We start from the raw sequence: 21039 nt of genomic DNA, 5'->3' as shown, positions 1-21039 counted from the left end.
GAGTTCTTGTTTTTGAAGAGGCGCTGGGAAGGTAACTGCGACACCCTTCACACCCCTTAAGCTTCACTTAAGCTTAGGTACAAGGTTATAGATGGTGACAAAAATTGACTACCTAAAAAAGTAGGTGGGTAGTGAGCGCGGTCCTTCTATAGAATGACCTCATACCAAAAACCGCAATTCCCCCTACTCTCCCGGCCCGCCATGCTTCAGAAGTCCGCTCTCATTGCCGCTCTAGCCTTCGCCCTCGGTTTCACAGGGCCCGCCGAGGCGCTCGGGCCGCAGTTTGATTCAGCGGCGACCCGGACCGTCCCCGCGAGTTACCCGGCGAAAAACCCGTCGCTCGACGCGGATCCGAATGAAGGGGCGAAAGAGGTCACCATCGGCGTGATCAACGTGAATGAGCCGGGGTATCGATCGGAATTTATTTCACCGACCCTGATCCAGCTCTCCCGCGCCCTTCCCTCGTACCACTTCCGCGTGCTTGAGATCCCGGCTTATCAATCAGCCTCCGTCATCGCGGGGCACCGCCCGGACTTCGTGATCGGGCCCTCCGACATCTTCTATACGCTCACGAATTCCCTCGGAGCCCAGGCGCTCGCGACCCGGAAAACCGTCTGGGCGAAGGATGGCGGGTATTCGGTGGGATCCGCCGTTGTGGTGCGCTCGGACCGGAAGGATCTGGAGTCGATTCAGGATCTGAAGGGAAAGTCGGTCGCCGCGTCGCTTCCCGATTCGCTCGGAGGCTGGCTCGCGCTCGCGGGGTATTTAAAGCAGGCCGGGTACGACCCGAAGACCTTCTTCAGCCGCGTGAGTTACCGGACGTTTGAGTATCCGGACGTGATGGAAAACGTGGTGGATGGGAAAACGGACGCCGGGGTCCTCACCGCGTGTGAGCTTGAGGCCGCGGAAAAAGCGGGGCTGATCGAAACGGGAGTGCTCCGCGTCGTCTCCCCTCACGCGGATAGTCTCCTTCAGTGCCGCCACACAACGGCGCTTTACCCAGATAACGTTTTCGGGGCGCTGAATTTCACGCGCCCGGAACTCGTCAAAGCCGTGTCGGTCGCCCTCCTCACGATGCCGGATCAGCGGTCGTTCTCCTGGCAGGTCGCAGGGCAGCTGAACACCGTGGGCGATCTCTATAAGACGCTCGGGATGGGCCCCTTCGCGCCGAAACCCCTGACATTCAAGGACGTCCTCATCAAGTACCGCTGGATCTTCGCCGGTGTCGCGCTTCTCATCTTCATCCTCGTGATGAATGAGATGCGGCTTCGCACATTGGTCCGGAAGCGGACGAGTGACCTCACAGCGGCGCTCTCCGAAAACGAGCGGCTGTCTGAAAACGAGCGAGAGGCGCGGACAAAGCTCTCGGTGCTGGAACGCAATTCCCTCGTTTCTCATCTCTCCAGCATGATCGCGCATGAGCTGAAGCAGCCGCTCGCGACGATCATGAATTATTGCGAGGTGATGAGTCTCACGCTTGAAGACCTCTCGCCCTCGAACCCGACGCTTGAAAAAGCAACTGACGCCGTGAACCGCGAGGCGCACCGGATGACCGATATCGTGGATCGGGTGCGCGGGTACGCGCGGGAAAAGAAGTCGGCGCATAAGCCCGTGGATCTCGCATCGGTCGTCACCGCCGCGGTGGAGAATTTCCGCCACTATGAGGAATACCGGAAGTATTCGCCTGAGCTCCTCATTTCCGCGGTGCCGGGCGCGGTGATTTCGGGGGACCCGCTGGAGCTTGAGATCCTCCTCATTAACCTGATGAAAAACGCCGCCCGCGCGATGAAGTCCGAAACCCGGCGGCCGCTACAGGTCTCGGTCCGGACGGTCGATCAGTATGTGTTCCTCTCGGTGGAGGACGCGGGCCCGAAATTAGACGACAAAAACTTCAGGCGGCTCACGGAGGCGAGTGACTCCACTGACCCGGCGGGGCTCGGACTCGGGCTCGGCATTGTCCGCGGGATCGCGGACGCGCATGGCGCTCTGATGACCGTGAAGCACGCGGAGCCGCATGGCGTTATCTTTGAATTCCGTTTTGACCGGGTGAATGAAACGCCGGAACCGGATCCGGCGATCCATCCTGAGTCGAACCCCAACCCCACTTCAGAACCCTCTACAGGTGCAGCCGATGAGTGACACTCCTCTTATCCGAATCGTGGACGATGATCCTGAACTTCTCGCGTCGCAGAAGATGCTGCTCGAGACGCTCGGGTGGGAAGTGATTACGTACGCGAGCGGCGTTGAGTTTCTGAAGCATGATGAACTGAAGCGCCCGGGCTGCGTCGTGCTGGATATGCGGATGCCGGGGATGACCGGGCTTGAAGTCCAGGAAGAGCTTGAGAACCGGGGAGTCACCCACCTCTCGATCATCTTCCTCACGGCGCACGGCGAAGTGGACGCCGCGGTGCACGCGATGCGGCACGGCGCGGCGGACTTTATCCAGAAGCCGGCGGAACCGCATAAGATGCTCGAGCGTGTCGCGGCGGCGGTGACGGCGTCTGTCGAACTCGACGTCCGGGAGCACGAGGTGAACCGGCTGAAATCGCTCGTCGGGAAACTCTCGCCTCGCGAAAACGATGTCGCCCGCTGTATCGCGCGGGGGCTACGCAATAAAGAAATCGCGCGCGAACTCGGGATCGAAGAGACAACCGTCAAAATGCATCGGCAGAACGCTTTGATCAAACTTGACGCCCGATCGAGCGCCGAGCTTGTCCGGATTTTCACGATTCTCGACTATGAAACCGGCGATGACCCGGGGAGCGAGGCCGCCCTATGAAACGCCGGAATCTTCTCGGGCTCCTCTCCGTGATCCCGTTCGCGGGACCGGCGCTTTCGTCCACCGCGGAACCGGCGGACGAGTGGGAGTCGGATGTCTGCGTGATCGGAGCGGGGCTCGCCGGGATTACCGCCGCGATCGCGGCGAAAACCGCGGGGGCGGCAAACGTTTGCGTGCTAGAGAAAGAATCGCTCCTTGAAGGTCACTCGACGATTTCGACCGGCTACTTCAGCGCGGTGCGCCATATGCCGGGCCACGACGCGGAGTACCGCGCGGCGGTCGACTCCATGATCGCCGATATGGAGAAAACCGGGAAAGGGCTCGGGAACCCCGAACTCATCCGGATCCTCGCCGAGAATTCCGGGGCAGCGTATGACTGGATGACAAGCCTCGGTGTCACGTGGCTCCCGGATCCGTACGAGGCGCTTGGCGGCCTCGTCCCCCGAAGCTACCTCACAAGTTTCGTGAACGGGGGCTACGACTATATCTTCGCCGTGAACCGGCGGCTGCGTGAATTGAGGATTCCTCTTTACTTCGGAGCCGAAGTGACGCAGGTAACGCCGACGGACGCGGGATACGTGGTGTCAGGCTCCCGGCTCAAGAAGAAATTCCTCGTTCACGCGAAAACCGTGATTCTCGCGACAGGCGGCTATACGGCGAACGTCGAGCTCCGGTCCAAGTACGACCCGAGATTGACCCGCGAAATCACCTCCACCGCGAACCCCTATGGGGATGGGCTCGATACCGCGACCGGGGACGGGATTCTCTTTGGGGAAGCGCTCGGAGCGGAGCTCCTCGACATGGATAAGATCCTCACGATCCCGTTTTCCGGCGGCCGTCTCACGAATTACGTCGGGGCGGACGTGTATCTCGATGAATCCGGGCACCGGTTCGTGAACGAGCAGGCTCCGATGGAAACGATTTCTCAGGCGGTGTGGAAACTCCCGAATCACCGCTTCTGGGTCGTGACCGACGCCGCGTCCGCGAAAGGCGCGAGCCGGAGCGTGAAGCTTCTCCGCGGGATCGTCAAAACCGCGGACACTCTGGAAGACGTCGCGGTGGGCATGCGGGTGGATCCGAAAGAGTTCCTCCAGACCATGGATCGCTATAACAGCTACGCCCGGGCTCACCAGGATCCGGAGTTTGGGCGAACGCTCTTCACGCAGGAAATCAAGAAGCCGCCGTTTTATTACGGCCTTGAGCGGCCGTTTGTGCATTTCTGCAACGGCGGTCTCAGGATCGACGCACGTGCCCGCGTGATCCGGAAGGACGGAAATCCGATCCCCGGGCTCTACGCCGCGGGAGAAGTGACGGGCGGAATCCACGGCGCGGGGAGACTCGGCGGCTGCTCGCTCCCCGACTGCGTGGTGTTCGGGCGGATCGCGGGGGAAAGCGCCGCGAATGCCCTCTGATCCCGGGCGGGGCTCCCCTCACCTTCATCCAGGCAAACGAAAGGCTGACGCGGCAGTGAAACCGGTCAGCCTTTGTGGTTGTCTCAAACGTCGAGAGACAGATTACTTATCGCGCGCCCAATCGTTATAGGCGTCAAACGGGGGAACCCCCGCGATATAGCTCACTTCAGGAATATCAGGACGCAGGGCCTTGAGGCGCTGGTACCAGTCGACCACCATGTGGCCGCGGCGGCAGTGCATGATGACGGGGCGGCCGGCAGGAAGCTCTTTCAGTTTTTCGATCGACGCGTCGTCCCCGATATCTTCCGTCGGAATGTTCACCGCGCCGTCAAAATGGTTCCGATCCCAGAAACCGCGTCCCGCGACATTCACGATCACGAGATCCGGGGTCTTCTCCATATAGTCCAGAGCCTGTTCGGGCGGCAGTCCGCCGAGATCCTTCTGCATGTGGGTATTTCCTTTCTGTGAATTATTTGCCAGCGGCTTTGGAGGCCGGAGCGGACGAATACGAGTCCGAGAACGTATCCTTCACCGCGGTCGCGCCGTTCTTGATCGCGTGACCGGTGGTCTTCGCGCCCTTCGCGATTCCGTGGCCAACGGTAGAGGCCGCGCCTCCCACCTTCTCAGCGCCCTTCTTCACGGCGTGTCCGGTACCCTTAGCGGCATCGCGGAAGAAGTGCCCGGTGTCCTTCGCCGCGTCACGGAAGAAGTGACCGGTTTCCGTCGCGGCGTCTTTCGCCATATGGCCGACATCCGTCGCGCCTTCCTTGATGTCCTGACCGATCGACGTGGACTTCGCGGGAGCGGAAGCCGTTTCGTTCGCGATCGAGGTCGAATTGCCTTCAGTAGATTCCGCCGCGAAGGCGGCAGAGGTCATTCCAAGCGAAAGAGCCAGAACCGCGGCCGCAGTCAAAACGCGTTTCGTCATCTCAATGTCTCCAGAAAACCTGAATGAGTGTGATTCTTATGAGTCTAGCTGAAGGAAACGGAATTGATGAGACGGACTTTCCTGTATACGGAAACCCTGTCCTAACAAAAAGACCGCGGATGCAGGGAGCAGCCGCGGTGTAAAGGAAATTACCATCTAGCCACAGATTAAGTCTGTGGCATAACTACTATAGCCGATCAATAGGAATTGAGCTATCGGTTTACTGGAATGTACTGAGAGTTAACTGATCTAAGGCTAACTATCGGTGATTTATGTGTTTTTAAAAAGCACCCGAACCGGGGTCAGTTTCATTTCGGTTAACTTCCGGTTAACTGTTCGAGAGCCCACACTTGCGCGTCTTTGAGGTCTGCCGCGTCCGGGTGAGTGGCAGCGGCGGCGATCCGGGAGAGCCTCTCTGGCGTCATCGGGAAACGCGCTTTCGATTTTTCAACGAGCTCGGGATCAATCTTCCCCTGCCAGAGCCTGAAATCCCGGAAGGGAACCTGGGCCGCCGTGAGCTCTTCCCTCACCCGATTCTCATAAGTCACCGAGTACCCGACCCCAGGCACACCGCCAAGCGTCCCGAAAAGGATGAAGGGGTAGCTGGGGTGAGATTTGAGATAGGCGTCAGCCGCCTCACTCGCGTGCCCTTTGTCGCACCAGAAACCCACGAACACTGCGTCATACTCTCCCGGATCCGGAGCCTCCGTGATCGGGAGCAGAACGGCCCCCGGGATCACCGCCGCGATCGCTTCGGCGACCCGCTTCGTGTTTCCCGTGACCGACTCATAGGTGACGAGCACCCGGCGGGGTTTCAAGTCCATAGCGCTCATCACGCTCAGAGCTGCTCCACGTGGATTCCGGCCTTCTTCAGGAACTGAATGCCGGCGTCATCCCGATAGAGCTCGTGGTAATAGACCGCGATAATCCCGCACTTCTGAATGAGAAGCGAGCAGTGGATGCAGGGGGAATGCGTGATATAGATGCTCGCCCCGTGAGACGAGTAGCCGTTATAGGCAAGCTTCGCGATGGCGTTGAGTTCGGCGTGCTGGACCTCTTTCCGGGTCACGAGCTTTCCGTCGATCTCCTCTTCGCAGCAGTTGTCGTAGCCGGTGGGCATGCCGTTCCAGCCAAACGAAATAATGGAGTTGTTCTTCACGATGACGCAGCCCACCTGGAGGCGCTTCGCGTAGCTGCGGCCGGCCGCGATCTGCGCAATCTGCATATACATCGCGTTGTCTTTCTTGATATCCATTTGAATCTCTCTTCTGTTCCTCACGGGGATGGTGAGGAGACGCGCGTCACTGCGCGCTTAAATCAATCATTTAAGGGGTGAATTCTAAGAGATTTTTTCAGAAACCTGAAATCCGGCCGCCGTTACGCTCTTGCTTTTTTCTTTCTGACGGAAAAAGGAAAGCGTCGTTCTGATGTGAATCGATGTAACGCGGTCACGGCTGAAGCGATGGATCCCGCGAATTATGACGGTAAGAAAAGGCGATCCGTGTATCCACAAAAAAGGAAAGGCTGTGCCCTGAAGACCGGAATCACTGCCCCATCACGCGCTTGAACTCTGGTCCTTAAACAATCATTCTGAAGAGCGGCTATGCATTGATTTTCCGGCATAACAAAACTATTTTTAAAAAGTTATAGTAACTTTTTTAGTTAGCAATTTTCCGATTCTTCAGATAGAATTTCTCCAGGTTGATTTCCCTTCGAGAATAACCTGCGCGTTCCTTTTTCTCTGCCACCGCAGAGGTGTTTCAATGGGATCTTTACAACGGACGGACTACGGCGGATAAGCGTCCATCCCTTTCCCCACACGCCGTGGGGGTGTTTCTCCCATAGTGACGATGCAGGCATACTGGCTCTGCCTTTCCCCACATTCCGTGGGGGTGTTTCAATGGGCAGTTTACAGAGGACCGACTAGGGCGGCTGATTCAAAAATGGATTTTCTCAAGTGTGGAAATCAACCTTCTTCTCTTCGTTGACCAAAAGCCCTTTAAGGATCTTTCACCGTCTAGAAAAGCAATGCCGCCAAAGAGTGACTCCTTGGCGGCTGTTTTGTTGCTAAGCAAAGCAGATATGCGTTTTACGCGTTCCGGAACTCCGCGTAGAGGTTCGGGAGAATCTGCGAGAGCCGCGTGAACTCAATCATGTCGTGCACCGACATGTCGTACCCCCCGCGGAGCAGCATCTCGTCCGGCACCGGTTTCGCGAGACTGAGCGCCCTCTCCACCTCATCCTTCATCCCGGTGAGTTCCGCCATTCCGCGGTGCGTCCCAAGCCAATAGTGGGAAATGAGTTCAAGGCCGCCCGACACCTCGCGCCCCAGGTGGAACATCATGCCGGCCGGAAGCCCCGGCGCCGCGAGATTTTCGGACCACCCGCTCGCGCTGAATGTGTAGCCGCCCTTCTTAATCGTTTCTTCCGTGAGACCGAGTTTCTTCGGATCCGTGAAGTGAATCAGAGCGTCAAGCACCATGTCGCCCACCAGTTCCGTCACCCGGTTCGGGTTCTCGGGGTCATACATTTTTTCTTCATACGACCGATTCGGATCATCGATCCGGTCAAGATGCGGGACGGTGTTCCCGATATGAGCGTAGGGAGACCAGAGTGAATACCGATCCGTGTGCCCCATGTGCCACGTGAACCACCAGCGAAGCATCTCAGACGTTGCCCCCGGGAAGAAGTGCCGGCTCCAGCTGCAGATGATCCGCCCGGTGTCTTTGTTTCCAATGAGACCGAAACCGGCGACCGGGAGATCGTACGGGGATTGGAAAAGGGCGTTCAAACCCGCCTTTGTCGGTGGGAAAAGCGACGACTCCGGGAGAGGCGCGAGTTTCAGTGCCTGGACCATATCGCACGGGACCTCCAGGTCGTCCGTGAAATACTTCGCGTAAGGCGTGTGGTTGAGCGCCGCCTCGTTTTTACGGTGCTGCGTCACATACTGCGGCGTGAAAAAAGTGAAGAGCGTATTGCGATCAGAATTCATTCGATAAACCTCTTTCTGCGGTCATCCCGTCCGCCCTCCTCCGAAATTCGGGAACACGGCCAGGACTTCCTTTCACGGTTTTTCAATATAGTCCGATAGGAGAAAGATGCCGGGAAACACGGGAAATAAAAGAAATCTCCAGCCCCCGGAACCGAGGACTGGAGATCAGAGGTTGGATCGCTGAAGAATCGGAAACGCTATTTCGGACGCCGGTTTGTCAGGTTGTCGAGCAGGTGCGCGGCTTTCGCTCTCAGCTCGTGATCATCACCGCCGTAATTTGTAACCGCCTGAGAGACCCCGGCAATCAGCATGAAGAGCGCGAGCGACGGATCTCCTTCCGGGAAGCACCCGGAGCGCATCGCGCGCTGCACCACCGGCACCGCGGATTCCACGAACGGGAGCACAATCGTGCGGCGGATGATATCCGCTCTCGGGGTCGTGGACTCGTTAAAAATCATCATCGAAATCATCGGCTTTTCCACGCCGACCCGAAGAATGACCTGCATCAGAGCCTTGATGCTCCGCTCAGGATCCGGATCCTGAATCAATTCCCGGGCTTCACGGATATACGGAATGCTTTGGGTTTTGATATCTTCGAGCACTGCGAGCCACAGGTCCTCCTTTGACCCGAACCGGTAATTCACCATGGCGGGGTCGACATTCGCGGCCTTGGCGATCTGGCGCGTAGTCGCGCGGTCGAAACCGTGATACGTGAATTCCTTAAACGCCGCTTCAAGCAGCGCCTCTCTTGTTGCGCCATCCGGACCGCTTCGCGGCCCTCTCTTACCCGGTACTCTCATTTGGTCTCTCCCCACCTACACATTCACCAAACGATGAAGCAGGCTGATTCGGTAATTGCAAAATATTCAATTAAAAGAACGGATTCAGAACTCAGTCTGAAGCGAATGGGGAGACTATAGCACGCTTAAATTTGTGTCATTTCCGCATTAGTGCTAGATAAAACGAATATCCGACTATTGGAGGATCGTAATAATTCTCCTCACTCATGTATACCAAAGTGACAAAAAAGCGGTCATAGATACGAAAAGTGTGACAGGGATTTATGTATCTCAAATAGGGAAAATCAAAGCTTCCCAATCACTTTGGGAAAAAGCCGGACGTCCAATATGTTTTTGTTTGTCTTTCCGTAGACCGGAAATGCCTGAAATCACCCCTCACTTCAGGACGTAACACGGGGCGGCTGAAGGATGCTCCGCGATCCGGTCAGAGAGCTGCCGCTCAATCAATTCCACACTGTCAGTTTCCCCGCAAAACAATAGACAAGCCGTCGGGCCTTCAGATATATTGGTTTCTCCTACAAATCAGCCTACGGGGCGGCCCATTTCGACAGAACGGAATAACTCTGGGATTGGCTGTCCTTTCTTAGAAAGCTTTTCAATCATGCGACTTCTGAAATTTGCTCTTCCCTTATTGTCCACGGCACTCTGCTTTACCGCGAACGCATCTCCGGTTGAATCCTTCGACGCGCATAATTTCGTCGATAACGTAGCCACTATCTGCGGATCCGTCGCGCAGGTCGTGAAGCAGCCTAAGCGCACCATTCTTAACTTGGGTGGCGCCTACCCGTCTGAGCATATCGCGATCGTGATTTGGGCACCGGAGCTGCCGCAGTTTGAAAAGCAGTTTGGCAATCTCTATGCCGAGAAGGGAAAGCGAGCCTGCGCAAACGGCCGGGTCGTTGTCTATAAGCACCACTTGCAGGTTGCCCCAAAGACGACGGATAAGCTCACGATCCGATAAGAGATCTCATTGAACCCCGGAATCCCGCTTTTGATTATCCACGGCGGGATCCTGGCTGCGGGAGGGGAAACCGGTCCCCTCCTTTAAAATCTTTTTGGACAGCCGCTCTGAAGAAAGCCGCCTATGAAAAAGCGGCTGAGCAGCTCGGTATCTCGGTGGAAGATTGGGTTGAGGGCGTCGTTGACGCCTACACAAAGTCCCTCTTTGTCAGCGCGGCGATTGACGCGGGCATGAACTTCTCGGACCTCCAGGTGAGCCGGGGACCAGAGGATTCTCTGGAGGTCAACACGCTCCCGACTCGGAGAATCTGTGAACACGCTGGGCTGCCGTCTGAATTCTTCGAAATCATGCCGGAAGACGCCCTGGCATCCGTCGTGTTTGGGTTTTACGCTGAATGGAAGCGGCGCGGCGGAGAGCCTGCTCACGGCGCGGAAGCTTTGATCCGCGAAGTAGATCCGGCATTTAACCAGTGAGGAAAGGATCCGAAAGCAGAGGTTCTCTTTTCAACTCCACTTGTCGGATCCAATTTCAAAGAGTTATCTGTTGAAGCTATTGATTCCGATTCCGGCGCGAATCGATTCCGAATCAGAATCACTCAGACTTCGCCGCTCACTTCAGCAAAGGTTCTGCCGTCCGCTGTCTTCCACTCCGTTGTGCCGCGGACAGAAGAGCCCAGAACAAAAGATCCCGCGCTGGAGGGGGATGAGAAAATCTGATCCTCTTTCAGACGGTAAAGTCCGCTCGGTTCCTTCACGAGCACACCCCGCTCAACGAGCTGCTCCCGTCGGTTAACCATCGAAGGAAGAATCCCAGGGCGGTTTTCCATACAGACCACCGCTCCCTTCAGAATCACAAAGCCGTCCGCGGTCCAGATCGCTTCCCCCTGCACCCGGTACTTCTTATGAATCATGCGGGTGAGGAAGAAACGCCGGTCTTCCGCCTTTTCTTTTCGGCTCTCTTTGGAGACCTTTGGCTCAAACACCCGGTAGCCGAAACCGCGGATCAGAATCAAGGCGTTTTCGATATAGCGGTCAAGCTCCACCTGACGGGACTCGGTGACGTTTCCGGGCGACGGCATTTCCTGATTCTTGATCACGTAGCGACCGGAGCTCTTCGCCATTTCGTAGAACTGATTCTCAAGGTAACAAAGCTCCGTCGGCCCAAAGCTGTTGGTTGCGCTCGTAAAGAACACGACCTCGTTATAGAACGCCTTGCTCGGGCTCCGGTTATGTTCACTGAGGCGATTCAGGATGGAGCCGCCGACCTGGCGCTCCTGCGCCTGCCCGATATAGACCGCGTCCTCATCGGTCGCTTCTTCTTTCCCGAACAGAAGATAGACGCCGCTGAAGGAGAGTTCATTTCTGTCCGCGTAATCATTCAGCCGTAGCCGAGGAATCCGATACGCGAGCCCATTCCAGTTATCGAGCGTCGCGCGAACCGCGCCATCAAAATTTTCGTCTAGCAGCAGAAACTGAACGAGGTGTTTCTTATTCATAGCGGCTGATCGCAGAGAGGAGTTTCGTAACGTTCGTTAGTGTAGCAATCCCAAGCAGCGAGAAGATAGTCCTCAGTTCAATGACCTTCAGCAGTGATCCGGAAACCGCCTGACTTCCTCGTGAAATGCGGGTTTTGATTTGTTGCTATAGCTATGTATGATGTTACTTCGACATCAGGGACAGCCGTTTGGTCTTCTTTAACGGCAAACAGGGGGAATTGTTAGCCCTGCCCTTCCCGCCGCTTCTTATGGATGAACTATGACAGACCCGCAATACATGACAAAAATCTTCGTTGATACGACAAAAAGAAAGAAGGTCATCTTTATCAAGGTGGCCGAGCGGCAGGGGAAGAAATTAGGCGACTGGGTAATGGATGTCCTCACTGAACATCTGAAAGCACAGTTTATCGATGCCGCAATGAAATCCGGCATCAGCTTCAGCGCGCTGGAATTGAAGCGACGCGAGGACGGCTGGGTGGAAGTGAACCCGGATACGATGCATGAACTCTGCCGGCTCGCCAAAATCCCGCCTCATTATTACGACCTCAGTTCGGAGGAGGATCTCGCGGATATCGTGTTCAGCTTGTACGCGGAATGGAAGAAACAGGGCGGAACCCCTGACGCGGTCGCGGAAGCGATTCTTGAGGAGTCAGGCGTTCACCTCGCGCCTGAAAACAAAGAGGAGTCGCGGCAGGCCTTGGGATAAAGACTGCGACTGAAACTGGAGCTGAGCCTGTGCAGAAGCGCACCTGAAGACTGAGGCTGTGAGTCTATGGAGCGCCTAAGAGAATCCGGGAACTCCCTGGCGGGGAGCTCCCTGGATTCTTGGAGCACTGGTTTGCAGCCAGTACACAAGTAAGTCCTGTACCTGCCGCGTAAGGCGCGGGAGTTTCCTCAATACGGGAAACCGCAGGCGCGCCTCCAAACTGCAAAAACGGTGAAACTGTACCGGAAGCCGGAATACGTCCGGCCCCGTTTCAATATTTTCTTCCCTAATGGGGAATTCGGTGCCAGCCTCCTTTGAGATTGGGAGCCAGACCCTTACAACAAAAAAAGATGGAGTCACGGCCGGCCTCGGGATGAAGCCTGAGACTTGTGCTGTGGCGGAGCCTTAGGAATGAGCGCGTTAGCGAATACTGAGACTGTGGTTCACTTGGCGCCCGTCCGGAACGCGGGGCGATCCAACAGGTGTTGGCCCACTGCTTTCCGATTCGGCTGGTGCGCAGCCATCAAGAATGAGTCCTGTACCTGCCGCGTAAGGCGCGGGGGTTTCCTCAATGCGTGAAACCGCAGGCGCGCCTCCAAACCTGAAAAAAGGTGATGCTTTACCGGAAACCGGAACACGTCCGGTTCCATTCCGATAGTTTCTCCCCAGAGGGGAATTCGGGATCAGCCCCCTCCAATCGGGAGCCAAAACTGTCCAACCAAAAAAGATGGAGTCACGGCCGGCCTCGGGATGAAGCCTGAGACTTGTGCTGTGGCGGAGTCTTAGGAATGAGCGCCTTACCGTGAATTCTGAGACTGTGTTCACTTAGCGCTCCTCGGAATAGGGGACGATCCTACTGGTGTAGGCCCTCTGCGTTCCGTCCTGGCTGGTGCGCAGCCATCAAGAGTGAGTCCTGTACCTGCCGTATAGGGCGCGGGGGTTTCCTCAATGCGTGAAACCGCAGGCGCGCCTCCAAACACTGAAAACCTTTACGCCTTACCGAGAGCCGCTAAGTAATCGTAGGTGGGCTGGAGCTCGTGCGGGATCACGATCTTCAGATTCCGCACGGCTTCTGTCTGATTCAGAATCCAGTCGGAATACTCAGTCTCGATCTCCTTCGTGCGGCTGTTCTTCCGATCCCACTCGACCTGATAGGCGGAAAGCTGCTTCTGGTACTCAAGCTGCTCCTCCCGATACTTCCGGTTCCGGTCGAGATTCTCGTTCTTCGCCATGATCTCGATCTTCGCCTTCAGTTGGTTCAGTTCCGCTTCCCACGTCCGGTGGCTCTGCTGCCAGCGGTTATACGAGTCGTACACCGCGTCAGGTTCCACACTCGGGCTATAGGTCCGGATCGCGGTGTCCTGGCCGCGGCCCTCCGTCCCCACGGGCCTCACGGATTTCTTCGCGAGGTCATCCTTCGCGTTCGCGAGAACGCCGTCCGGATGGATATAGATACCGAGTGTGCTCGCCTTCGCTTCGAGGAGCAGATAGTGCGCGAGGTCGCGGATCGAGAGCCGAGTCTTCGCCCACTCCGTATCCACGGGATCCGGTTTTTCAGGCGCTGAAGGCCGCTCCACCTTTGGCTTCGCGTCGATCTCGTCCTTCCGGGGCTTGTTCTCCGGGAGCTTCAGCCAGTCTTCAAACGACAAGTGTTCGAGATACTCCGTCCTCTCATCCCGCTCCTTCACGGCTTCGTGAACGTACGCGATAAAGCCCCGCAGTTCCCCGATCCGGGCCGCGGTGGGGAGGAGCGACTCGAGGAACTCCTGGTCCTTTCCCTTTTGGACGAGACGGGGTTCCGCGACGCCTGAGAGGAGCTCCATATAGACATCGTAAAAGGTGCTGCTTTTCACGATTTCCTCAAGCCGGTTCACTTCCTGGGACGCGAGCGCCGCGAGAAACGAGGCGCTCGTCGCCGTGAGACCGGGTTCCGGTCTCTCAGGGTTCACGAAAAACTGGTCATGCTTCTTAAAATCTTCAGTCATTTTTTCTTATCCTATGCATTCATCATTGCAGTCCTTCACGACATGAAAGTGGATACCCACCACTTCATACACGACGTCGGACTGCTCTTCAGGCGCCTTCTCAGCCGTTACATCCGTTTTCTGCTCCGCCTTTCCGGCTGCCTCAGAGGCTTCCTTCGCCGCTTTCGCGGCTTCCTTCGCTTCCTTCTTCTTCACCCAGCGGGGGCGGGAACCCTCTTCAGGCGCCATCTTCACGATCTTGGGGTCGAACTCCGCGAGCGTGTCGATCAGATCCGTTTGAGACGCGATCACGTTCCCAATGTCCTTATAGACTTCGGGGGACTCGTCTATCGACCCCGAGAGCAGGCGGATCCCGCGGGACTTAAGGATCGCTTCCATGTCCTCGTGCTTCAGGGTTTTAAAAGCCGCTTTTCGTGACATCGCGCGCCCCGCGCCGTGAGAGCAGGAGCGGAACGATGCCTCATTCCCTTTCCCGCGGACGATGTAGCCTGGGGTCCCCATGGAGCCCGGGATGATCCCGAGAACGCCGTCGCCTGCGGGTGTCGCCCCCTTGCGGTGAACAATCAGCTCTTCCCCGTTATAGGTTTCTTTCCAGGCGAAGTTGTGATGGTTCTCGACAAAGCCGAGCGACCCGACCCCGAGGTGCTTAAGCACATGCTCATGAATCAGCTCGTGGTTCGCGGACGCGTAGTCCCCCATCAGCTGCATCGCATTCCAGTACTCCTTCCCTTCCTTCGTATCGAGATCGAGCCACGCGAGGTGGCGAAGTTCGTCCGGGAGCTCAGGGTGAAGGGAACGGGCGACCTCCGAGTAGTAATCCGCGACCGCGCTTCCCGCGCCGCGGGACCCCGAGTGCGAGAGGAGCGCAATGTACACACCCGCTTTGAGTTTCAGCGTGGGTTCATCGATGTCGTGATCGACGGTCAGTTTCCCGAATTCCACAAAGTGGTTTCCAGCGCCTGAGGTTCCGAGCTGCGCCAGCGCCCGCCCGTACTGCTGCTTCGTGGGAGGCGTGATCGACCAGTCGCGGTGCATCACGGGGTGGTCACGGCGCTCGCATTTCGAAAACTCCGCCCCGACCCCGAAGCGGGTTTCGGCTTCAAGGGCCTCAGCGAACCGGTCAGACTCGGTCTCAAGCTTTTCGTAGGGCAGATCGAGAATCGTGATTCGCATGCGGCACGCGATATCGACCCCGACGGCGTAAGGGATCACGGCGTTACGCACGGCGAGGACGCCTCCGATGGGAAGCCCGTACCCCGTGTGGGCGTCAGGCATCAGAGCGCCCCCGACCGCGATGGGGAGGCGGCACGCGTTTGCCATCTGCTGGAACGCCGCATCCTCCACGTCGCCCTTCGCCCAGGATTTCCAGGGCGCGGGGGTTTCACGCTCCGTATAAAACGTGTGCTCCGCTCGGGCTTTCGCGAGCAGCTTCGCGAGGGGCATAAAGAGCTGTTTCAGCTCCCCCATGGGTTCCTCGGTGGGGGACGCGGAATGGGCAAGCGTCGAGACCAGCGCCTTCACGGCTGCGGGTTTCGCGCCGTTTGAGACCGCTTTATTCGCGGCCTTCATCGCGGGTCCCGTCAATTCAGGGAGACGGGGGATCCCGAGTTCGTAGAGCGTCTTAAGGTCAATCATTTTCTTTTCTTCCTAATTTCTAAAAATCTTTTTTCATACAGACGGCACCGTAATGAGCCACCCGTGTTTCTGCTGATCCATGTGGACCGGCTTTCCGGTGAACGCCTGGATCACCTGAGCGCAGGTCCGCGTGTGGGCGGACGGCGCGGTCGTCACAAAGTGACCGCCGCCCGCGAGTGCCATCGGAACCAACAGCTGATCCTGCAGATGCCGGCACACCGGGACGTCGGCTTCGAGAAACGCCGCAGATTCATCTGCCGCGATTTTCGCGACCGATTCCGCCGCGAGCCTCGGGCGTCCGATCTCGGAAAAGACCGAGGTGCCCGACTCAAACCCGGTTCGGATCAGCACCGCGTTCCCCGCTTCCGGGATCGCGGGGTTCGCGTCCAGCGTGACCGCGTCTTCCGTGAGCCCCAGCCGATCGCCAAAGTCGCGCATCAATACCTTCTTTTCCCGCTCCGCCACTTCTGGCGGCAGGTGGCAGTTAAGGATCACGGCGCTCACGCTCTTCAGGCTTCCCCGCTCCCGGAATTCCAAGGGGGCGGGCTCGAACGGTCCCGCGGCTTCCATCCGGACGAGGCCCCCTGCCGCCTGAAAGAACGCGGGGCGCGGCATAGTGAAGGTCACCGGGTACCCCATCCGATTGAGACAGGGTTCGAGCGTTTCCTTCAGGAATTCAAACGCCGGTGCGAAGGGGCAGTAAGTGCCGCCCGTGACCGTGACAGAGGCTTTTTCGCCCGCCTTAAGAGAGCAAATCAGCGCCGGGACGATCGCCTGGAGGACGAGCGCGGTGCTGCCGCCGGTCCCAATATCAAAGCGGTAGCTCCCCACCTGCACTTCACCCGGAACAAACGTGAGTTCAGTCGAATTCATTTCGGCCCCCGTCACCTCCGCTCCGCAGATCGCGGCAGCGGCACGGACGGATGAGAGATGCTGACGCCCGAGCCCCGCCTTCTCCCGCTTCCCCCGTATATTCCGGATGTGGAACGGGATCCCGAGGGCCGCGGACATCGATAGCGCCGCGCGGAGGATCTGGCCTCCGCCTTCCGCCCCGTTGATCTCAATCGTCTTCACTGTCGTCATGATGGTTATCGATTTTTGATTGGCTGTTTTTATCTTTCCTGCCCTCTCTATCGCACAAAGCGTGCCAGTTTTTACGAACCCTGTGAAATCAGGGCTCTGGCGGCGATACCCCATTTTTCAGTAGAATTCCGATAGGGAATTTTTGATCCCTTAATATCAGACTTGATCAAATTGGATCGGTACGATGGCTAAGAAAACGGTTGTGATTGGGCTCGCGGGGCCGACGCTCGACGCCCGGGGCGGGAAGGACCGGTGGCAGAGGTGGCGGCCCACGGTGTCGATCGGGCAGCATGATGATCTCCTCGTCGACCGCTTTGAGCTCCTCTGTCAGGAAAAGTATCAGTGGCTTGGGGAGCAGCTGGCATCCGACTTCAAACAGGTGTCGCCGGACACCGAAGTAAATATCCACCTCGCGAAATTCCCGAAGCCCTGGGACTTCGGCGCGGTGTACGCGGAGCTCCTCGACTTCGCGAAGCACTACCCCTTTGATCCGGAGAACGAGGATTACCTCGTCCACATCACGACCGGCACCCATGTGATCCAGATCTGCCTCTTTCTCCTCGTGGAGTCCCGGATCATCCCGGCGCGGCTTCTGCAGACGAGCTGCCCCGAGCGGCGGGATATCGCGGGGAAGTACGACATCATTGATCTCGATCTCTCGAAGTACGATCAATTGGCGGAGCGGTTCACCTTAGAGCGGAAAGAGGCGCACCACTTTCTGAAGGCCGGGATCGACACCCGGAATGCCGCCTATAACCGGATGATTGAGGAGATCACCCGGGTCTGTGAGCGGTCCAAGGATCCGATCCTTCTCACCGGGCCGTCTGGCGTCGGCAAAACGCGGCTCGCGCGGCTGATTTACGAGTGGAAAAAGAAGAACGGCCAGGTGTCGGGGGCGTTTGTGGAATTGAACTGCGCGACACTTCGGGGCGACGCCGCGATGTCGGCGCTCTTTGGCCATAAGAAAGGCGCGTACACCGGGGCCTCGGAAAACCGGGCCGGGCTTCTCGCGGCGGCTGATGGCGGTCTCCTCTTCTTAGACGAAGTGGGAGAGCTTGGGGCGGACGAACAGGCGATGCTGCTTCGGGCGATTGAAGAAAAACGCTTCTACCCCATGGGGTCGGATACGGAGTCGACGAGCGACTTTCAATTGATCTGCGGCACGAACCGGGATCTCAAAAAAATGATCCGCGAGGGGAAATTCAGGCAGGATCTGCTCGCCCGTATCAACCTCTGGACCTTCCGCCTCATGGGGCTTAAGGACCGCCCGGAAGATATTGAGCCGAACCTCATGGTGGAGCTTGAGAACGCCTCACGGAAACTCGGGAAACTGGTCCGCATGAATAAGGAGGCGAAGGAAGAGTTCCTCCGGTACGCGTCGGACTCCGAATCCGCCTGGACCAGCAACTTCCGCGATCTCTCGGGGGTCGCGACCCGGATGGCGGTGCTGTCGGATAGCGGCCGCATCACGACGGATCTCGTGGAAAGTGAATTCCGGCGTCTCCGCGACTCCTGGAAAGAGGACGCGGGGGACGGAAACGCGGACCGGGATCTCGTGGAAGAAGTGCTGGGGGACGAAGCCGTCTCGCGCCTCGACCTCTTCGATATCCCGCAGCTCGCTCTCGTGATCCGGGTCTGCCGGCACTCGAAAACGATGTCAGAAGCGGGCCGGACACTCTTCGCGGAATCCTTCAAGAAACGAAAGAGCACGAATGACTCGGACCGCCTGAGGAAATACCTCGCGGGGTTTGGACTCAGCTGGAAACAGGTGACGGAGACGGAAGCGGGGTAACCGCGGGAATCTGTTCTGAAAGGTCAGGAGAGCGATTTTCTGCCACGGGTACCTTCAGTGCTGCCTCTTTTCTTTCTCCCAACCGACCGTCTCTTTCTCCCAAAATCACCCTCTATTTGGGAGAAAAGCCCCCGGCGTTGGGAGAAACGATTTTGGAGTCTTCAGGTTATGAAAACCTGAAATCGGAATTCCTGCGGAAAACTTCGTCATCAAAAAAAGCTTTATAAGCCAAAGACTTCCAACTCTGGCGTAGCCAGTCAGTAGTCCGGAACCGATTCTGTTGAGACATGGCTTTTCGAGACATTCGTCGATGCCAGCGCTCTTTCCATCGCCTTTCTCCCAACCGGCCGCCTCTTTCTCCCAAAATTACCCTCTATTTGGGAGAAAAGCTCCCGACTTTGGGAGAATCGATTTGAGATACTTCAGGTTCTGAAAATCTGAAATCGGAATTCCGGCGGAAAACTTCGCCATCAAAAAAAAGCTTTATAAGCCAAAGACTTCCAACTCTGGCGTAACCAGTCAGGAGTCCGGAACCGATTCTGTTGAGACATGGCTTTTCGAGACAGTCGTCGATGCCAGCGCTCTTTCCATTACCTTTCTCCCAACCGACTGCGTCTTTCTCCCAAAATCACCCTCTATTTGGGAGAAAAGCTCCCGACTTTGGGAGAAACGATTTGAGATACTTCAGGTTCTGAAAATCTGGAATCGGAATATCAGCAAAGACTTCGCCGTCTAAAAAGCTGGCGAATTATCACTTCAAGTGCAAAGCCTGAGAAAAGAATAGTGGCCCATAAAGCTTCCATAATAGAGATTGTCAAGATAACTATAGAGGGAGCTCATGAGCCACTATCATCATCTTACTCTTCGGGACAGAGTATTTATTTCGGCTTTAACGATTTCAGGCAAATCCCTGTCTGAAATTGCATGTGCGATTGGGAAAAATGTTTCTACGATCTCCCGCGAACTGAAGCGAAACAAGGCTGTATCGGCCCAGGATGGGGCTTCAGCTGCCTATGATCCCTGTGCCGCGCAGGCCCGATATCAGAGACAGAGAAAGCATTGCGGAAAGAGAAACATTCTGAAGTCTGACTCGTTGCTGACAAGGATTGTCTCAAATCTGCTGGTTAAGAGAGGGTGAGGAAAATTTTGTGGGTGACTCTGAGATAATTGCTCTTGGAGGAGCCTCAAATGAAACGAAAGACAGACCCCTTGGATAGTGTTGCAGGACAGATTTTAGAAAACGCCAAGAAATCCGGGCTTGAGATTAATACCGCAGAGGATGCGGAAAATCTTATGGCCCATATGCTCGGTCGGCTGCTGACTCAAATGCTTGACGGTGAAATGACCAATCATCTCGGTTACGAAAGAGGCGGTAAACGTGTCACCGAAAATGAGCGTAACGGGCATAGTTCGAAAACCCTCAAATCGTCCAGCCTTGGAAATATCCGTATTGACGTACCCAGAGACCGCAAGGGAGAGTTTGAGCCGAGGGTCGTTCCTAAGCATAAACGTCAGCTGGCGGGGTTTGAGGACAAGGTTCTGGCCTTGTACGCCAGAGGGCTCTCAACCCGGGAAATTCAAGGCTTTCTCTATGATGAATACGGTATGGAGACCAGTGCCGAATTTATCAGCGATGTTACGGACGCCATCCTTCCTGAGGTTGAAAAATGGCAGAACCGTCCTCTGGATCCGTTTTATACAACTGTTTTCTTTGACGCTATTCGAGTCAAAATCCGAGGTGATAATGGCATTGTTACCCCGAAAGCGGTCCATCTTGCCTTGGGCGTAAACGCCCAGGGCCGCAAGGAAGTTTTGGGGATGTGGGTCGCTGATAACGAAAGCGCAAAATATTGGCTTAAGGTCTTCACTGAACTCAAAAACAGGGGGGTGTCTGATATTCTGATTGCTGTCACAGACGGACTCAAGGGAATGAAGGAGGCGCTTGAAGCTGCCTTTCCCAACACTCTGCTGCAGACCTGCATTGTTCACCTGATCAGGAACAGTCTGAAATTCGTCGGATATAAGGATTACAAGGCCGTAGCCGGCGCGCTGAAGCCCATTTACCGGGCCGTAAACGCGGCTGATGCGCGGAAGGAACTGGACGCTTTTGCACAGTCGGAACTGGGGCTCAGATACCCTTACATCGCCAAACAGTGGATCGATTCCTGGGATAAGGTGATCCCCTTCTTTGATTTTTCCCCAAATATCCGCAGACTTATTTATACAACCAATGCCATAGAGAGCCTTAATCGGGATCTAAGAAAAGTAATTAAGACCCGAGCTGCTTTCCCTACTGAAACGGCTGCTTTGAAACTTCTCTTTCTGGCAATCCGGAAAGTAGAGAAAAGATGGGTGCGGCCTTCTCCATACTGGAGTGCCGCTATGAGAGAATTGGTTGTGCTATTTGGTGACCGAATCACCCCCTACATCGATTAACCTTGAACGAGCCGCCCACAAAAAATTACACACCC

Annotated in this window: 18 protein-coding genes and 1 pseudogene; 9 read left to right on the top strand and 10 right to left on the bottom strand. The window is 56.5% G+C overall.

What is annotated here, in order from left to right; genetic code table 11:
• Window positions 1-201 precede the first annotated feature (201 nt).
• Genes M4NBBH2_RS09880 through M4NBBH2_RS09870 form a run of 3 tightly spaced genes read left to right on the top strand, consistent with a single transcriptional unit; the run spans window position 202 to window position 4191 of the window.
• Window positions 202-2139 (top strand): sensor histidine kinase, encoded by a 1938-nt coding sequence (locus M4NBBH2_RS09880; RefSeq protein WP_170135146.1) that lies wholly within the window; start codon window positions 202-204, stop codon window positions 2137-2139.
• The gene (locus tag M4NBBH2_RS09875) at window positions 2132-2779 is read left to right on the top strand and encodes a response regulator transcription factor (protein ID WP_116271117.1); all 648 of its coding nucleotides are present in this window, start codon (window positions 2132-2134) and stop codon (window positions 2777-2779) included. Before M4NBBH2_RS09880 ends, M4NBBH2_RS09875 begins: the two co-directional genes overlap by 8 nt.
• Window positions 2776-4191: an FAD-dependent oxidoreductase gene (locus tag M4NBBH2_RS09870; RefSeq protein WP_116270820.1), complete on the top strand. Its 1416-nt coding sequence runs from the start codon at window positions 2776-2778 to the stop codon at window positions 4189-4191. The genes M4NBBH2_RS09875 and M4NBBH2_RS09870 overlap by 4 nt, the downstream gene beginning before the upstream one ends.
• A 102-nt stretch (window positions 4192-4293) precedes the next feature.
• Here the strand turns inward: M4NBBH2_RS09870 and M4NBBH2_RS09865 are convergent, their stop codons facing one another.
• The 6 genes from M4NBBH2_RS09865 to M4NBBH2_RS09840 all read right to left on the bottom strand — a co-directional run bounded on the left by M4NBBH2_RS09865 (window position 4294) and on the right by M4NBBH2_RS09840 (window position 8911).
• The gene (locus tag M4NBBH2_RS09865) at window positions 4294-4638 is read right to left on the bottom strand and encodes a rhodanese-like domain-containing protein (RefSeq protein ID WP_116270819.1); all 345 of its coding nucleotides are present in this window, start codon (window positions 4636-4638) and stop codon (window positions 4294-4296) included.
• A 22-nt stretch (window positions 4639-4660) separates the two neighbouring features.
• Window positions 4661-5119 (bottom strand): hypothetical protein, encoded by a 459-nt coding sequence (locus M4NBBH2_RS09860; RefSeq protein ID WP_116270818.1) that lies wholly within the window; start codon window positions 5117-5119, stop codon window positions 4661-4663.
• Window positions 5120-5436: 317 nt separating this feature from the next.
• The gene (locus M4NBBH2_RS09855; protein WP_116270817.1) at window positions 5437-5952 is read right to left on the bottom strand and encodes a flavodoxin family protein; all 516 of its coding nucleotides are present in this window, start codon (window positions 5950-5952) and stop codon (window positions 5437-5439) included.
• Window positions 5953-5957: 5 nt separating this feature from the next.
• Entirely contained in the window at window positions 5958-6374 is a 417-nt protein-coding gene (locus tag M4NBBH2_RS09850) for a deoxycytidylate deaminase (protein ID WP_022442826.1), read from the bottom strand.
• 834 nt (window positions 6375-7208) lie between these two features.
• Window positions 7209-8111, bottom strand: a complete 903-nt coding sequence (locus tag M4NBBH2_RS09845; protein ID WP_116270816.1) for a DAPG hydrolase family protein — start codon at window positions 8109-8111, stop codon at window positions 7209-7211.
• A gap of 197 nt (window positions 8112-8308) precedes the next feature.
• On the bottom strand, window positions 8309-8911 hold the full coding sequence (locus M4NBBH2_RS09840; protein ID WP_116270815.1) for a TetR/AcrR family transcriptional regulator: 603 nt from the start codon (window positions 8909-8911) through the stop codon (window positions 8309-8311).
• Between the two features lie 601 nt (window positions 8912-9512).
• Between M4NBBH2_RS09840 and M4NBBH2_RS09835 the strand changes: the two genes are divergently transcribed.
• Entirely contained in the window at window positions 9513-9872 is a 360-nt protein-coding gene (locus M4NBBH2_RS09835) for a hypothetical protein (RefSeq protein ID WP_125064667.1), read from the top strand.
• A gap of 155 nt (window positions 9873-10027) precedes the next feature.
• On the top strand, window positions 10028-10345 hold the full coding sequence (locus M4NBBH2_RS09830; protein ID WP_116270813.1) for a hypothetical protein: 318 nt from the start codon (window positions 10028-10030) through the stop codon (window positions 10343-10345).
• A gap of 122 nt (window positions 10346-10467) precedes the next feature.
• On the opposite strand, the gene M4NBBH2_RS09825 is transcribed toward M4NBBH2_RS09830, so the two are convergent.
• On the bottom strand, window positions 10468-11367 hold the full coding sequence (locus tag M4NBBH2_RS09825) for a GIY-YIG nuclease family protein (protein WP_116270812.1): 900 nt from the start codon (window positions 11365-11367) through the stop codon (window positions 10468-10470).
• A gap of 277 nt (window positions 11368-11644) precedes the next feature.
• Here M4NBBH2_RS09825 and M4NBBH2_RS09820 point away from each other — a divergent pair, with 277 nt between their 5' ends.
• Window positions 11645-12073, top strand: coding sequence for a hypothetical protein (locus M4NBBH2_RS09820; RefSeq protein WP_116270811.1), 429 nt, complete (start codon window positions 11645-11647; stop codon window positions 12071-12073).
• Window positions 12074-13062: 989 nt separating this feature from the next.
• Here M4NBBH2_RS09820 and M4NBBH2_RS09810 read toward each other — a convergent pair.
• From M4NBBH2_RS09810 to rtcA, 3 genes are read right to left on the bottom strand one after another with little or no spacing between them, the layout of a single operon-like run.
• Window positions 13063-14058: a hypothetical protein gene (locus tag M4NBBH2_RS09810; RefSeq protein WP_116270809.1), complete on the bottom strand. Its 996-nt coding sequence runs from the start codon at window positions 14056-14058 to the stop codon at window positions 13063-13065.
• 6 nt (window positions 14059-14064) lie between these two features.
• Window positions 14065-15693, bottom strand: coding sequence for an RtcB family protein (locus M4NBBH2_RS09805; protein WP_116270808.1), 1629 nt, complete (start codon window positions 15691-15693; stop codon window positions 14065-14067).
• A 33-nt stretch (window positions 15694-15726) separates the two neighbouring features.
• Window positions 15727-16776 (bottom strand): RNA 3'-terminal phosphate cyclase, encoded by a 1050-nt coding sequence (gene rtcA, locus M4NBBH2_RS09800; protein WP_160117774.1) that lies wholly within the window; start codon window positions 16774-16776, stop codon window positions 15727-15729.
• A 184-nt stretch (window positions 16777-16960) separates the two neighbouring features.
• Between rtcA and rtcR the strand changes: the two genes are divergently transcribed.
• The 3 genes and pseudogenes from rtcR (at window position 16961) to M4NBBH2_RS09785 (ending at window position 21004) form a co-directional block, all read left to right on the top strand.
• Window positions 16961-18568 (top strand): RNA repair transcriptional activator RtcR, encoded by a 1608-nt coding sequence (gene rtcR / locus M4NBBH2_RS09795; RefSeq protein ID WP_116270806.1) that lies wholly within the window; start codon window positions 16961-16963, stop codon window positions 18566-18568.
• 838 nt (window positions 18569-19406) lie between these two features.
• A pseudogene (locus M4NBBH2_RS09790) lies at window positions 19407-19700 on the top strand (helix-turn-helix domain-containing protein); the annotation flags it as partial.
• A gap of 56 nt (window positions 19701-19756) precedes the next feature.
• Entirely contained in the window at window positions 19757-21004 is a 1248-nt protein-coding gene (locus M4NBBH2_RS09785) for an IS256 family transposase (protein ID WP_116269219.1), read from the top strand.
• The last annotated feature ends 35 nt before the right edge of the window (window positions 21005-21039 follow it).

This window comes from Mesosutterella multiformis (genome assembly GCF_003402575.1).
Lineage (GTDB): Bacteria > Pseudomonadota > Gammaproteobacteria > Burkholderiales > Burkholderiaceae_F > Mesosutterella > Mesosutterella multiformis.
Note: the sequence above shows the minus strand (reverse complement) of the source record. Positions and strands in the feature narration are given on the sequence as shown.